Annotated in this window: 9 protein-coding genes and 2 pseudogenes; 7 read left to right on the top strand and 4 right to left on the bottom strand. The window is 62.2% G+C overall.

The genetic code is table 11. The features are described 5' to 3' along the window. The 4 genes from F0169_RS12055 to F0169_RS12040 form a co-directional block, all read left to right on the top strand. The coding region (locus F0169_RS12055; protein ID WP_152746654.1) for an FtsX-like permease family protein at positions 1-351 on the top strand (351 nt) is incomplete at its 5' end. Further along, the gene (locus F0169_RS12050; protein WP_058412794.1) at positions 344-1,759 is read left to right on the top strand and encodes an efflux transporter outer membrane subunit; all 1,416 of its coding nucleotides are present in this window, start codon (positions 344-346) and stop codon (positions 1,757-1,759) included. The genes F0169_RS12055 and F0169_RS12050, both read left to right, overlap by 8 nt. Positions 1,760-1,861: 102 nt before the next feature. Continuing rightward, a complete protein-coding gene (locus F0169_RS12045; RefSeq protein WP_152746653.1) occupies positions 1,862-2,623 on the top strand; it encodes an alpha/beta hydrolase family protein in 762 nt (253 codons plus the stop codon). 142 nt (positions 2,624-2,765) lie between these two features. Beyond that, entirely contained in the window at positions 2,766-3,629 is an 864-nt protein-coding gene (locus F0169_RS12040) for a LysR family transcriptional regulator (RefSeq protein ID WP_122250320.1), read from the top strand. A 111-nt stretch (positions 3,630-3,740) separates the two neighbouring features. Here F0169_RS12040 and F0169_RS12035 read toward each other — a convergent pair whose 3' ends face one another. The 4 genes and pseudogenes from F0169_RS12035 to F0169_RS12020 all read right to left on the bottom strand — a co-directional run bounded on the left by F0169_RS12035 (position 3,741) and on the right by F0169_RS12020 (position 9,494). After that, entirely contained in the window at positions 3,741-5,183 is a 1,443-nt protein-coding gene (locus F0169_RS12035; protein ID WP_152746652.1) for a hypothetical protein, read from the bottom strand. Positions 5,184-5,308: 125 nt separating this feature from the next. Next, a pseudogene (locus tag F0169_RS12030) lies at positions 5,309-6,372 on the bottom strand (lipocalin-like domain-containing protein). Further along, positions 6,362-8,824, bottom strand: coding sequence for an FtsX-like permease family protein (locus F0169_RS12025; RefSeq protein ID WP_122250323.1), 2,463 nt, complete (start codon positions 8,822-8,824; stop codon positions 6,362-6,364). Before F0169_RS12025 ends, F0169_RS12030 begins: the two are co-directional and overlap by 11 nt. Position 8,825: 1 nt before the next feature. Further along, positions 8,826-9,494, bottom strand: coding sequence for an ABC transporter ATP-binding protein (locus F0169_RS12020; RefSeq protein ID WP_122250324.1), 669 nt, complete (start codon positions 9,492-9,494; stop codon positions 8,826-8,828). A 273-nt stretch (positions 9,495-9,767) separates the two neighbouring features. Here F0169_RS12020 and pmrG point away from each other — a divergent pair, with 273 nt between their 5' ends. The 3 genes and pseudogenes from pmrG to F0169_RS12005 all read left to right on the top strand — a co-directional run bounded on the left by pmrG (position 9,768) and on the right by F0169_RS12005 (position 13,830). After that, positions 9,768-10,442, top strand: coding sequence for a lipopolysaccharide core heptose(II)-phosphate phosphatase PmrG (gene pmrG, locus F0169_RS12015; protein WP_122250325.1), 675 nt, complete (start codon positions 9,768-9,770; stop codon positions 10,440-10,442). Between the two features lie 189 nt (positions 10,443-10,631). Further along, on the top strand, positions 10,632-12,287 hold the full coding sequence (arnT, locus tag F0169_RS12010; RefSeq protein ID WP_152746651.1) for a lipid IV(A) 4-amino-4-deoxy-L-arabinosyltransferase: 1,656 nt from the start codon (positions 10,632-10,634) through the stop codon (positions 12,285-12,287). A gap of 26 nt (positions 12,288-12,313) precedes the next feature. After that, positions 12,314-13,830, top strand: a pseudogene (locus tag F0169_RS12005) (ArnT family glycosyltransferase). Positions 13,831-13,910 lie beyond the last annotated feature (80 nt).

Below are 13,910 nucleotides of genomic sequence, written 5' to 3'. Positions count from 1 at the left end.
ATTTCGCTGCTGGTGGGCGGCATCGGCGTGATGAATATCATGCTGATGACCGTGCGCGAACGCACCCGCGAAATTGGCATCCGCATGGCCACCGGGGCACGCCAGCGCGACATTCTGCGCCAGTTTCTCACCGAGGCGGTGATGCTCTCGGTAGTCGGCGGCCTGTGCGGTATTGCCCTGGCGCTGCTGGTGGGCGGCGTGCTGGTGCTGGCCGAGGTGGCGGTGCAGTTTTCTCTGGTGGCCGTGCTTGGCGCGTTTGGCTGCGCGCTGGTCACCGGTGTCGTATTCGGCTTTATGCCGGCCCGTAAAGCTGCCCGGCTCGATCCGGTTAAGGCGTTGACCAGTGAATAAACCCTCCGTCACACCGCACCTGAGCCTGCTTGGCCTGTGCCTGTTGCTCAATGCCTGCAGCGCTAACCCAGCGGCCAACGACAGCGGCATCGCGCCGCCCGCCGCGTGGCAATACGCCGAGCGCAACGCCGCCGACGCGACCAACCAGCGCTGGTGGACGCAGTTTGCCAGCCCGCAGCTCAATCGCCTGATCGACCAGGCGCGACGTGACAGCCATGACGTGGCCGCCGCCATGGCACGCGTTCGCCAGGCCCAAGCCAGCGCGGTGATAGCCGGTGCGCCGTTGTTGCCCGAGGTCAAATTCAACCTGACCGCCAGCCGTGAAAAGCTGCTGCGTGGCAGCGGCAATTCGGACCTCGACGCCACAGAGGGCAACAACACCGTCGACAGCTTCGGCGCCAACCTCACCGCCAGCTATGAGCTGGACTTCTGGGGTGGCCGCGCCGCCGCTCGCGACAGCGCCGTGCAAACCTTGCGCGCCAGCCAGTTCGACCAGGCGACGGTGGAACTGACGCTGCTCGGCAACGTGGCCGACCGCTATGCGCAAACCCTCGCCGCGCGCCAGCGCAGGCAGATCGCCGAGCTGAACCTTGCGAATGCGCGCACTGTGCTCGACCTGGTGCAAACCCGCTACGGTGCAGGCGCAGCCACCGCCCTGGAACTGGCCCAACAGAAAAGTCTGGTGGCCAGCCAAGAGCGGCAACTGCCGCTGATACAGCAACTGGCTGAAGAATCACTGATCACCCTCGCCGCCCTCCTCGGCCAGCCCGTGCAGGCGCTGAACCTGGGCACCGAGCCGTTCCAGGCACTGACCTGGCCGAGCATTGGCCCCGGCGTGCCCAGCCAGTTGCTCAGCCGTCGCCCCGACCTGGCACAGGCCGAAGCGCAGCTTGCCGCGGCCAGCGCCGACGTCGCGGTGGCCCGCGCGGCGATGCTGCCCACCGTGACCTTGGGCGCGACCCTTGGTTCGGGTGCCTACAAGGCTGAAGAAATCCTGCGCAGCCCGTTCTACAGCCTGACCTCGGGCCTGGTGGCGCCGATCTTCAACAATGGCCGTTTAAGCGCCGAACGCGACAAGGCCCGCGCCCGTCAGGACGAACTGCTACAGACGTATCGCGGCGCAATCATTAATGGCTTTGCCGATGTCGAGAAGTCGCTCAGCAGCATCACGCGCCTCGACCAGCAGCGCGAATGGCAGGCCGAAGAGCTGCAACAGGCGCAAACCGCCTTCCAGATCGCCGAAAGCCGCTACCAGGCGGGCGCCGAAGACATGCTCACGGTGCTCGAAACCCAACGCACGCTCTACGCGGCGCAAGACTTGAACGTGCAACTGCGACTGTCGCGGTTGCAAGCCAGTATTGCCCTGTACAAGGCGTTGGGTGGCGGCTGGGATGCGCGCGTCGAATAGCAAAACTCCAAGTTCCTACACAAAGCGTTTAATAAACCTACATTCTTCGACCCTGGGTCCTTGGTAAAAAGCCGCCTTCATACGGCTGCCCGGAACCTCTTGATGAAACCCTGCGTGATTGTAGGAAGCTTGGCGTGCCTCTGCCTATGGCTAGTGGCTGGCCGCGCGCTGGCCGAACCGCTGATTGCGCCCACTGCCATTGACTGGCTGCTGGACTGCCCCTTCCCCGATTTCGAACGGCCGGACCCCGAGGTGCTCGACCGAACCCAGTGCGGCAGCGTCAACGTGCCTCGCGACCATGCCGCGCCCAAGCGCGGCAATGTGCGCCTGGCCATGACCCGTGTTGGCGCGCGTGACCCGCTCAGCCGTGAAGGGGTGGTATTTATTCAGGCCGGCGAGCCGCAAAAAGGTCAAGGCGCAACCTTTGTCGTCCACTTGGTCAGCCGCTGGGAGTCCTACGCCACGCAGGCCTATCGCACATTGACTAACCGCTATGACGTTATCGAACTGAGCGCCCGTGACCTGAGCCGCGAGGGCGGCGTTGATCAGGCCGCGTTCGACATGGAGTTTGTGCGCAAGCAACTGGGTGAGGCACGGCTGAACTACCTCGGTAACGCTGACGCTACGCGCATTGGCAGCCGCTACGCCGCGCTGTTTTCCGAGCGTGTTGCACGCATGGTGTTGGTCAACGCCGGGCACGCCGAGCCGCCGGCCAGCGGCGTCGAGCAATTGCTGCTCAAGGAGCCGACGCGGCCCGGTGCCGCAGCCGCCGGGTGTGTTAACCGATGGGTGGCTGATTTTCTGGTGAATGGCAAGCAGCCGCCAGCCGCCACGCGCTGCCTCGACCTCGGCAGTTGGGAATAACCGCCGGTTACGCGCTCATCGCGCTGAAACCACAGGCCGCGTTGACGCTTCCACGCTATCGGCAGCCAGCGTCTCAGCGTTTTTTTGAGCCTCCTTCAACACCCGGCCGCTACAATGTGCCGCATTCATTCCTGGGGGCTTCATGGACATCGAACTGGCACGCACCTTCCTCGAAATCACCCGCTGCGGCAGCCTGGCCGCGGCGGCCGAGAAACTGCACGTCACCCAGACCGCCATCACTGCGCGCGTTAAAAACCTCGAAAGTCAGCTGGGTAGCACGCTGTTTGTGCGCAACCGCGCCGGTGCACGGCTGACCGCCGATGGCGAGGCCTTCGTGGTGTACGCCAACCAGTTACTGCAAACCTGGGAGGCCGCGCGGCGCGACCTGCCGTTACCCGAAGGCTGCCGCAATGTGCTGCATATCGGCGGTGAGGTGAGCCTGTGTAACCCGTTGATGCTCGGCTGGGCTCAGGCACTGCGCGAACACATCCCGGGGCATGCGCTGCGCACCGAAGTGCGCGAAGGTGACTACCTGCTGCGCCAACTGGAACTGGGTGCGCTGGACGCTGCCCTGGTGTTTCAGCCGCACTACTGGCCGGGGTTGCAGGTCGAGCAAGTGCTCGAAGAAAAACTGATCCTGGTGCAATTGGTCAGCAAGCCGGCCCCGTACGTGTACATCGATTGGGGCCAGGGTTTTCGCCAACAGCACGATGCCGCCCTGCCCGAAAAAGCCCGCGCCGCGCTGAGTTTCAACCTCGGCCCACTGGCGTTGCAGTACATCCTGGAGAACGGCGGCGCCGGGTATTTCCGCACGCGGGTGGTGCAAAGCTACCTCGACAGCGGCGTGATGCAACGCGTACCAAAGGCACCGGAATTCAGTTTCCCAACCTACTTGGTGTACTCACGCGCACGCGATTCAGCCGTATTGCAACAAGCACTGGGGTTGCTGCGCGACGTGGTCAAAGCCGAAAGTGACTGGTCGCAACGCTGGGACCCGCTGATTTGAACCCACGCAACAGCGCCGTGCACAGCGCGGGAAGCATCCACAGGGATGCTCACCACAGCCACACAAAAAAAGGGGCAGCCTACACAGGCTGCCCCTTCTTACTTCATCCCATCAACGGATGATGCTCTGAGTGCAAATATGCCCCAGGCTAACGTACTCCACATTGTTGCCCCCCACGCCCACACCCGGGAACTCCGCCAGCTCGATACGCCAGCCACCCTGGTTATACGTGGTCGCCCACTTGTAAGGCACACCGGTGCTGCTATCGTCGATCACCGTACGGAAATCACCCACGCAGGTGCCGATATTGGCAGTGGCCGAAGACACACCCGCGCTGTTGGTGGTCGCCGTGTAGTCAACCCAACGGTAGTTGAGGTCGATGAAGTGGCTGTCAACACGCAGCAGCGGCGTGACGCCCAGCAACGGCGCACCGGTCGAGTCCGACCATTGAGTCGACCAATTCAGCACACGCCCGGTTTGTGTCGCCAGCGGCATTTCACTCACCGGCACACGCACGATGTTGTCACCCTTGACGTTACTCGTATTCAAACGTGGCGTAGAGCCCAGGCTCAATTGGTAGTGCAAGGTTGGGTCTTGCGCCACCTCAGGGTTGGCACGCACACGCACCTTGACTGTGCTGCCGGGCGTTACGCTCGGGTAGGTCGAACTCGAACCGGCCGGCACGGTAATCCAGTTGGCGCCGTCGAAGCGGTCGAAGATCCACTGGTTGCGGCTGCCATTCGCGTCACCCGCCAGGTACATGCTCACGCTCTGGCCGCGCACCGCCTTGAAGTCGAAGTAATCAACGTCATCGGCGTTGTCGAGGTTGCCGGTGACTTTGTTCATCGAGTCCGGCAGCACGAACGCGGTTTGCGCAGTGTCATTGGGTTCAAACGCATCGATGTTGGTGTCCACCGCCACGCCGAAACTGAACTGCGCGTTGTTCGCGGTCTTGGCCACCATGTACCAGTAGTAATCCCCGGCAGGCAGGACGCCGCTCAGGTACTCATCGGCATTGCCGGCGTTGTCGGAGCTGGCAACCACTTCCAGGTTGCCCTGGCCATCATCACGGAACAGGGTCAGCGACATATCGGCGCCGGCGCTCTGATCGACCAATTGCACCAATACCCGAGCGTTTTGCGGCAGGTTGAAGTGGTACGGAAATTCCTGGCCCGTTTGCACTTCAGTGATGGTGTAGAGGGTGTTGATATCGAGGGTCGGGAACAGCGGTTCAAAGGCGGCGCTGGCCGCAGCTTGCAACTGCGCCTGGTCTGTTTTTTTCAGCTCGCCGACGGCGGTGTTGAAGGGCGCAGATTTAGCCGCCTTTGCAACGGCTTTAGCCTTGCCGTTTTTGGCGTCCAGGAGTTTTTGCCGAAACGCGTCCGAGACCTTTGCCGGCACAAGCGTGCCGCCCGATTTAAGCGCGTCAAGCACAGCTTGATTGACCTTATCAGTACTGAGTTTAGGCAGCGGTGGCTCGGCCAGGGCAAAGGCCGATGTGAAGCTTGCGGCCATCATGGCCGCGCCCAGCAACAGGGCTTTTTTCGATTTCATTTTTTATCCATCCATAGTTAAAAAGTAAAGCTCAGGTGACATCCGGTCACCTGGGATAAACTCTAAAACATGACTGTATGAATGTACAGTATTTATTTTAAATAAATGCCTGCCAAAAAAGCGCGTTAATACCCTGTCATCTCCAAATACCCCGCACCGCCCTCAAACTGCACCGGCCCTTCCCAGTACGGAATACTCAGGTTCATCCACGCCTTTGAGTTGACCGCCTGGGGGGTGATATTCAACTGTTTGGCGGGAATTTTCAGCGACCAGCGCGTCGGAATTTCGCGCCCCTCAATGCGGGTGGTGGCCAAGGGCGTGAGCTGGATGTCGGCATTGTGCAAGGTCTGTGTGTGCCCTTGCTGGTCGATCCAGGTGCCGGTCAGGTAACCCGCTCCGTCTTTTTGCCGGACGCGAAACAGCATCAATTGCTCGCCACCGTCCAGGTGCAGCGAGAACCAGTCCCAACCGGTTTGGCTGGCCGCCAGGGGTTGGCTGCTCCATTCGCGGTCGAGCCACGCGGGGCCGCTGACCTGGTACGTTTTGCCGTCGATGCTGACGCTACCGGCCGCCGTAAAAGACGGCTGGCTGTAGTAGTACGACGCCTGGCCCTGGTCGGATTTGCGGCTGTAGCCGTGGTCGCCTTGCAGCACCAGCGGCCGGCTGGAGGTGAGGTGCAAATCGTAGGCGAATTGCGCGCCAGCCGCTTTGAGCTGCATATCCGCTAACGGGCTCGCGGCACCCGCGCGCGTGGCGAAATTCCAATCGTCGATCCACGCGTTAAAGGGCAGCGCTTGGGCACCCGCCTGGCCAACGCCGCCTCGCGCGTAGCGTTCGGCGGCGTAATGCCGGGTGGCCGAGGTGACGGCCGCATGGCCCAGCCAAACGGTGGAGTCGTGCCAACCGGGTTGCGTCGGGCGGCCTTCAAGGCATTGCGGAACAGTGTCCATTGCACGCCGAATACATTGCCTTGCGCGTCTTTGAGGTTGGCGGTGACGTACCACCATTCGATGCGAAAGCCGGCATGCGGGCCGTGGTCCTCGGGAAAGCTGAACACCTTGCCGGGCACTACCTGCGTAAAGTCCGCGGCATCGCTGCCCAGCCCGGCAAAACTTTCTTGCGGCGCGGGCACTTTGTCACACGCCGTGAGCAGCAATATTGCCGCCCACAACAGCGGTTTAATCTTCATTGGCAAAGGTCCTCAGCAAATCCGCCGGGCGACTGCGGTACAACTGCCACAGTGGCCACGCCGAGGCCAACAAGGTCGCCAGCAGCGCCAGCCCCAACAACTGCGCAAGCTGCCACGGGAACACCTGCAACGGCAGGCGCCAGCCGAACGCCTGCACATTGATCACCGCGTCCAGGCACCACGCCAGCAGCAGCCCCAGCGGCAACGCCAGTACCAGCGTCAACACCGCCAGCAGCCAGGTTTGGCCGAGGTTAAGCAGCATCAGTTGCCGCCGCGTCACACCCAGCGCCCACAGCGGGGCGAGTTGACCGAGGCGGCTTTGGCTCTGCGTCAACAGGCTGATAAACAGCGCCACACCGGCGACGCCGAGGGTGAGGCTGTTCAAGGCGGCGGTGGCGGCGAAGGTGCGCTCAAACACTTGGCTCGACCAACCCTTGAGTTGCTGTTGATCGACGATGCGGCTGTCTTCCAGGGCAAACACACGCTGCACCTCACGCACCAGCGGCGCTACGTTTTGCGGCAGTACGCGCAGGTTGAAACGCGCGGGGGTCAGCGTCGGCCAGTGCGCCAACAGGTGTTGCGAATGCACCAGCAGATGGCCTTTGGGGTTGCCGTAGTCGGCGTAGATGCCCACCAGTTTGGGCGACCAACTACCCTGCGGCGTGGGGATGTTGACCACATCACCCAATTGCACCTTCAAACGCCGCGCCAATTGCTCGCTGAGCATCACCGTGTCGCCTTGCAGCAACTGATCCCAGGGTGCGCTGGCGGCCTCAAGCAACGGCCAGTGTTGGCGATAGGTGGGGTCGTCGACCACGCCGAATACATCCGCCGGCCAACCTTGCAATTGCACCGCGACCTGCCAGGCAGGCAGCACCGCCTGCACCCGTGGTTGCTGCGCTAACCAGCTGCCGAGTTGCTCAGCCTGCAGCGGGTTTTGCGGGTTCAGGTACAGCTCGGCCGTCAGGCGTTGTTCCAGCCAATTATTGAAGGTCTGGCGGAAACCCGAGGTCATCGAGCCCGCACCGATATTCGCCGCGAGGGCCAACAGCAATGCCATCAGCGCCAGGCTCAAGGCCGGCAACTGTTGGCGACAGTCCGCCAGAAACCACTGGCCCAGCACCGAACGGCTGCGCCCAAGCACTGCCGTCAATACGCCGTTGAGCACCACCGGCAGGCCCAGCGCCGCGCCCAGCAGCAAGCTCGCCATCAGCACAAAGCCTGCGGCCAGGCTGTCGCCGACGTACAGCGCCAGCACCGCAATCACCAGCGCCGTCAACGCCACCCAGCCTTGGCGCCGCAACCAGCGCCCGTGCGCCTCGTGCCAGGCTTGCGCGTTGGCCAGCGCCAGCAGCGGCAAGCGCGCCGCCCGCCATAGGCTACTGGCCCCGGCGAGCACTGCGCCAAGCAGGCTCAACCCCAACCCGGCGCTCCACCACCACGGGCTGAGGCTCAATTGGCCCGGCACCTCGGCGCCATACAAGCCGCGCAGGCTGGCGGCGACATCCGGCAGTAAGAGGCTGGCCAGCAGGTAACCGCTGGCAACGCCGAGCACGCCGCCGAGCAACGACAAAACACCGAGTTCGACGCCCAGGCTGAGGATCAACATGCGCGCGCTGACCCCGCAGGCACGCAGGGTGCGCAGCAGCCCACGGCGTTGCTCCAGCGCGAGGCCAATGGCCGCGTGGACGATAAACAGCCCCACCACAAACGACAGAAAACCCAGCGCATCAAGGTTCAGGTGAAAGCTTTCGGTGAGGCGTGAGAGGTTATTGTCCTCGCCCTGCTTGAGCTGCAGTTCAGCCGGTGGCGTGGGATGCGTGGCGGCAAACGCCTTGTCGAGCAGCAAGCGCGAGAGCAGCCCGGGCATCTGCAGCAACGGTTGCGCAAAGCCGATGTCGGTCAGCAACAGGCCGGGGGCCATGTCCGGCTGAACCTGTAACGGCGGCAGCGCCTGCCCGCTCGCGGTCAGCGGTTGGTCACCCGCGTGCAGCCCCAACGCCAGCAAGGTTTGCGGCGCTATCCAGGTGCGCCCCGGTGGCTCAAAAAACCCGAGCATCTGCGCCTGGCTCAACTGTTGCCCCGCCACCGCGCCGCTGCCGGGCAACGACAGCGGTTCAATGCCCATCAATTGCAGGCGTTGCTCTTCGTGCCCCTGCAGCACCAAACGCCCCTGCACCACTGGCGACACCGGCCACCCGGCACGGCGCAGTTCGGCAAACAGCGCTTGGGGGAAACTGGCACCGTCCGGCGCACTGAGGCTGGCTTGCGGTTCACCGCCGATCAGTTGGCTGGCGCGTGCGTAGCTGTCCCGCGCCTGACTGTTGAGCGCCTGCACCCCGGTCAATAGCGCGGTGGCCAGCCACAGGCCCGTCAGCACGCTGAAAAACTGCACAGGGTGGCGCCGCCAATGGCTCAGCAGCGCACGTAACGTCCAATAAAATACCGCCATTTCAGCGCGCGTCCGCAGGCACAACACGGCCGCGGTGCAACACCACTTGCTGGTCGAGGCGCGCGGCGATACGCGGGCTGTGCGTGACCATCAACAGACTGGTGGGGCTGTCGCGCAACAGGTCCAGCAGCAGTTGCAGCACTTCATCGCTGGTGGCTTCGTCGAGGTTGCCGGTCGGTTCATCGGCCAGCAACAAGCCGGGCCGCGACGCCAACGCGCGCCCCACGGCGACCCGCTGCTGTTGGCCACCTGACAGTTGCTCGGGATACCGCTTGAGCAAGTCACCCAGGCCCAGGCGTTCGACCAATTGCGCTTGCCACTGCGGATCAAAGCGCCCAGCCAGCCGTGCCTGGAACGCCAGGTTCGCGTCGACGCGCAAACTGCCGATCAGGTTGAACTGCTGAAACACCAGGCCGATTTCGGTGCGGCGCCAATGCGCCAGTTGCGCCTCGTTCAATTGGTCGAGGCGCTGCTCGCCGACCTGGATGCTGCCGCCGTCTACCCGATCGAGCCCGGCCACCAAGTGCAGCAACGTGCTCTTGCCGCTGCCCGACTCGCCCATCAGCGCCAGGCTGCTGCGCTCATTCAGGCACAAGTCGACGCCCGCCAGCACCGTCAACGGGCCCTGCGGGGTGGCGTAGCTTTTAAGCACATTGTGCACCTGCAACATAAGAACGCTCGTGTTAAGGACTCCACGTGAGAATAACGGCTGACCGTTGAGAGCACGCAAATTTTTCACATGGATTTCACTGCTTGCCCACCCGCGTCACTCTAAATTGCCCACCAAGCGTGGATAACCGGCAACCTGTTAGTTGCCACTGACGAGACTGTTTAACCGTCGCATGTTCAGCGAAAAGACAGCAGCCCTGTGACAGGCTTTTGCCCGATTATTGGCATCCCTCACGCGTTGCGCCTACTTAATAAAACACTGCCGACAGTGCCCATGGTGAATGATGTGGTTGACGTAACCTTGATTAAACCGCGCTCGCGCCGGCGCTATTTCAAGCGGCTGCGAACGTGGTGCGCAGGCCTCGTGGTGATTGCCCTGCTGCTCACCGGTTTTCTGCTATGGCCGTCATCGCCGCGTGACCTGGGCATCGGCAATCGCTTGCTGACCTCGCAGGTGCTGCCCAGTTGGCGCGATGGTGATGTGATCGTGCTGGTGCGTCATGAAGAGCGCTGCGATCGCTCAAGCAACCCCTGCCTCGGCCCACTCGATGGCTTGACGGTGTCAGGCAGCCAACATGCCGAAGCGCTCGGCAAGGCATTCATCAAGCTCGGCATGGAGCACAGCGACGTGCTCGCCAGCCCCGTCCTGCGCACGGCACAGACCTCGCACTTCATGTTCGGCAAGGCCGAGTTCACGTCGAGCCAGCAGGCCATTTGCGGCGCGGCCATCGGCGAAGAACTGCTCAGCCACAAACAGCCGGGGCGCAACCTGGTATTTGTCACCCACAGCGGCTGCATTGCGGACTTCGAAAAGAGCTTGGGTTTCCCCCACGCCACGTTCCCCGATTACGGCAGTGCCTTGTTCGTACGGGTGCTGGCCAACGGTAAGTTCGAGACGCTCGGCATCATGAACAGCCAGGCGTGGGCTGCCGTCATGAAGACCTTGTAGTTACATTCTTTAACGTTTGCCCCCTCCCATGTTCAGCAAAACGACAGCCCTCTTCTGGCATGTTTAACTGCGCCCGTTACTTGAGCATGACATGAATACTTTCAGCCACTTAGTGAACGTTTTGATTCTTTGCGCTATTACTTTTACACACTCATTCTTACCCATTGAACGTCAAGGAGCGGCGTTTTCATGACCCGATTAAAACCGTTACCGCTATTGCTACTCGCCTTCGCCGTGTTTTATCTATTGCCTACGGGCCTGCACGGTTTGTGGATACCGGATGAAACCCGCTATGCCCAAGTCAGCCAGGAAATGCTGCTGAGCGGCAACTGGGTCGCACCGCACTTTATGGGCGTGCGCTACTTCGAAAAACCCGCCGCCGGCTATTGGTTGATCGCACTCGGCCAGGCGGTGTTCGGTGAAAACCTGTTCGGCGTGCGCATCGCCTCGGCCTTGACCACCGGCCTCAGCGTCGTGCTGGCTTACCTCATCGCGCGGCGGCTGTGGAACGACCCTCGCAAAAGTTTTGCCTGCGCCCTGCTCTACATGAGCTTTGGGCTGGTGGCCGGCCAAGCGGGTTATTCCAACCTCGACCCGCAGTTCACCTTCTGGGTCAACCTCAGCCTGGTTGCGCTGTGGTTTGCCCTCGACAGCCGCACGCCTCGGGCTCGTATGGGCGCATGGGCGGCGCTGGGCGTGGCCTGTGGCATGGGCTTTATGACCAAGGGGTTTCTGGCCTGGATGCTCCCCGTGCTGATCGCTGTGCCGTACATGCTCTGGCAGCGTCGGCTGGCTGAACTGCTGCGCTACGGCCCGCTGGCGATTGGGCTGGCGCTGCTGATTTGCCTGCCATGGGTGTGGGCGATTCATCTGCAGGAACCGGACTACTGGCGCTTCTTTTTCTGGCACGAACATATCCGCCGCTTCTCCGCGAGCAATGCACAACATGCACGCGCGTGGTGGTTCTTCCTGCCGATCATGGTGGTCGCGTGCTTGCCATGGGCCGGCCTGCTGCCAAGTACGTTACTCAAAATATGGAAAGACAAAGGCCAACCGGCGATTGTCTTCCTCGCCCTGTGGTTGCTGCTGCCGCTGGGCTTTTTCAGCCTGAGTAACGGCAAGCTGCCCACCTACATCATGCCGTGCCTGCTGCCCTTGGCGCTGCTGATGGGGCACGCGTTGATCGACCTGATCAGCCGCGGCGAAACACGTTCGCTGCGCATCAACGGCCTGCTCAACTTCGTGATTGGCGCCGGCGCGATGGCGACATTGATCTACCTGCAAATCGACAAACCGCTGTACGGCAACAGCCATGCTGAAATGTTCAGCCTGTCGCTGAGCTTTATCGTGCTGCTCGGCTGGATACTCGTCAATTTGCTGCAAGCCGTGCGCCCGCTGACGTTGTGGGCCATGCCTGCGCTGGGTATCGGCTTGCTGGTGGCGCTGCTGCCGGCGGGCATGCCGCACGCGATCACCGCGACCGAAATGCCCGATCAGTTCGTGCTTGAACATCTGGATGAACTGCAACAAACCCATGCTTTGATCAGCAATGAGTTGGGCTCAGCCGCCGCATTGGCCTGGCGCCTGCGTCGGCCTGACGTCGCGTTTTATGACACCGAAGGCGAGCTGAGCTACGGCCTCAACTATGCAGACGCGGAGCATCGCAAGGTCAGCCTGGAAAGCGTACAGCCGTGGTTGGCCGAGGCTCGCCAACAGGGTTCGGTCGGGGTGTTGATGCGCGTCAAAAGCACCAGCGAGCATCGCGAAGAAGGGCAATTGCCAGCGGGCGGCACACGCTATCGCAAGGGCGCCCTGCTACTGATTATTTACCCCAAGCTTCCCTAACGTTACGCCTGCCATGAGAACCACCCATGAGCTTTTGGAAAACCGAACGCGGCGCCCTGGTGTTGTTGCTGAGCGTCTCGGCAGTGCTGCTGTTGCTGGGGCTGGGCAGTCGCGACTTGTGGGGCCCGGAAACCCGCTGGGCCAACATCGCCTTGCAGATGCTGCAAAGCGGTGACTATTTCGACCCGTTCCTCAAGGGCGCGCCTACTACGATAAACCCCTGCCCTCCTATTGGCTGATCACCGCGTCAGCCGGCCTGATGGGCGGGCTTGGGCCGTGGTCGCTGCGCCTGTCATCGGTGCTTGCAGCCTGGCTGAGCATCTGGCTGGTCTACCTGATCGGCGAACGTTTATACCGCAAAGGCACCGGGCTGATTGCCGGCTGGATGCTCGCCACCACCTTCTACTTTCTGTTCTGGGGCCGGGTTGCCACGGCGGACATACTCACCGTGTGTGGCGTGTTGGCGGCGGTGTGGTGGTACTGGCGCGGGCCGGATGACACCCGGCTCGGGCGCTACACGGTATTCTTTCTGCTGTTGGCGGTGACGTCGCTGTTCAAAGGCCTGATCGGCTTTGTGCTGCCGGGCCTGGTGCTGTTGCCGCACCTGCTCAGCGAGCAGCGCTACAAACGCCACCTCAACCTGCGCCTGTTGCTGGCGGTGCTGATTGCCGCAGCGTTTTATGCGATTCCCTTTGTGCTGTCGCACATCTATGGCGCGCCGACCTACGGCGAGAGCGGCCTTGAACTGGTGTTCAAGGAAAACGTCGTGCGCTTCTTCGACCCGTTCGACCACATGGGGCCGATCTACACCTACCTGATTTACCTGCCCGCCTATACCCTGCCATGGGCACCGTGCTGGCTGCTCGGCGTGGCGCTGGCGCTGCGCAACTGGAAGCATACGCCCGCCAATGTGCGCTGGCTGGTGTGGGGCCTGGGCCTGCTGTTTGTGTTCTTCACCGCCAGTGGCAGCCGCCGCAGCTACTACGTGCTGCCGTTGGTGCCATTTGCGCAATTGCTTGGCGCCTGGTGGCTGAGTGAACGCCTGCACAAAAAGCCCGCCAGTTGGCCGCGCTGGCAGAAGGCGTTTGGCATCACCGCAGGCTTGCTGCTGTTGGTGCTTGGCGTGATCTACCCCTGGACCACCGGCAACGGCGGCGTAACCCGCTTCGCTGAGGATGTAAAAGCCGAAGCCGTCAAAAGCGCACCGTGGAACCACTGGCAGATGGTGCTGGTGGAGGTCGATAACAAGCTGCCGATGTACCTCCAAAATGGCGGCAAGCCGTTCTACTACGTCAGTGAAACCCAAGACTTCCCACGCCAGGGCGACAGCGCCGCGTTGATGGCCTGGCTGGAAAAAACCAGCGGCCAGGGCTTCGACCCTCGCCACACGATTATCGTCGCGCAGTACACCAAAGACGACCCGACGCCACTGGCTTACCTGGGCGCGGATCATCAGGTGATCACTACACAGCCGGACAATGGCGAGCGGCTGTTTCAAAAACGTGAGAGCGGCAGTGTGGCGTTTATTCCCACGCCGAGATGATCGGCTTCAGAGTACACAGCAAGTCTGCTTTCTGTGGGAGCGGGCTTGCTCGCGATGCAGGCACCTCGGACCATCAGGCA

It is taken from the genome of Pseudomonas kitaguniensis (assembly GCF_009296165.1).
GTDB lineage: Bacteria > Pseudomonadota > Gammaproteobacteria > Pseudomonadales > Pseudomonadaceae > Aquipseudomonas > Aquipseudomonas kitaguniensis.
Note: the sequence above shows the minus strand (reverse complement) of the source record. Positions and strands in the feature narration are given on the sequence as shown.

Coding starts and splice junctions, on each gene's coding strand:
- F0169_RS12035 (WP_152746652.1), bottom strand. CDS start 5,183: ATGAAATCGAAAAAAGCCCTGTTGCTGGGCGCGGCCATGATGGCCGCA.
- F0169_RS12040 (WP_122250320.1), top strand. CDS start 2,766: ATGGACATCGAACTGGCACGCACCTTCCTCGAAATCACCCGCTGCGGC.
- F0169_RS12020 (WP_122250324.1), bottom strand. CDS start 9,494: ATGTTGCAGGTGCACAATGTGCTTAAAAGCTACGCCACCCCGCAGGGC.
- F0169_RS12045 (WP_152746653.1), top strand. CDS start 1,862: ATGAAACCCTGCGTGATTGTAGGAAGCTTGGCGTGCCTCTGCCTATGG.
- F0169_RS12025 (WP_122250323.1), bottom strand. CDS start 8,824: ATGGCGGTATTTTATTGGACGTTACGTGCGCTGCTGAGCCATTGGCGG.
- arnT (WP_152746651.1), top strand. CDS start 10,632: ATGACCCGATTAAAACCGTTACCGCTATTGCTACTCGCCTTCGCCGTG.
- pmrG (WP_122250325.1), top strand. CDS start 9,768: ATGGTGAATGATGTGGTTGACGTAACCTTGATTAAACCGCGCTCGCGC.